Origin of the sequence: Sedimentibacter sp. B4, assembly GCF_000309315.1 — a bacterium.
In the GTDB taxonomy this organism is placed as follows: Bacteria; Bacillota; Clostridia; order Tissierellales; family Sedimentibacteraceae; genus Sedimentibacter; species Sedimentibacter saalensis.
In genome coordinates, this window is sequence record NZ_CANG01000599.1 from 1 (window position 1) to 215 (window position 215).

The following is a 215-nucleotide window of genomic DNA, read 5'->3' on the forward strand; positions in this document are numbered from 1 at the left end:
GACCGTCCTCGCGACCGACAGCCGCCCGGAGATCGGGTACGAGCTGCTCGAGAGCGACCCGCGACGGCTCGACGGGATCTCGATCAAGCGCCGGCTCCGTCCCGGGCACATCACACTGGCCGAGTCGGCCAAACCACTCCCGTTCTTCGGTGTCGCGCCGGGTCGTCAGCCGAACAGCGATCCGGTGCTCCTCACGGTGAAGGTGGCCCGGTTCA

At 68.8% G+C, this 215-nt stretch carries 1 protein-coding gene; it reads left to right on the forward strand.

Annotation, left to right across the window (positions count from 1 at the left end; genetic code table 11):
- The coding region (locus BN358_RS26690; protein ID WP_198018448.1) for a hypothetical protein at positions 1-215 on the forward strand (215 nt) is incomplete at both ends.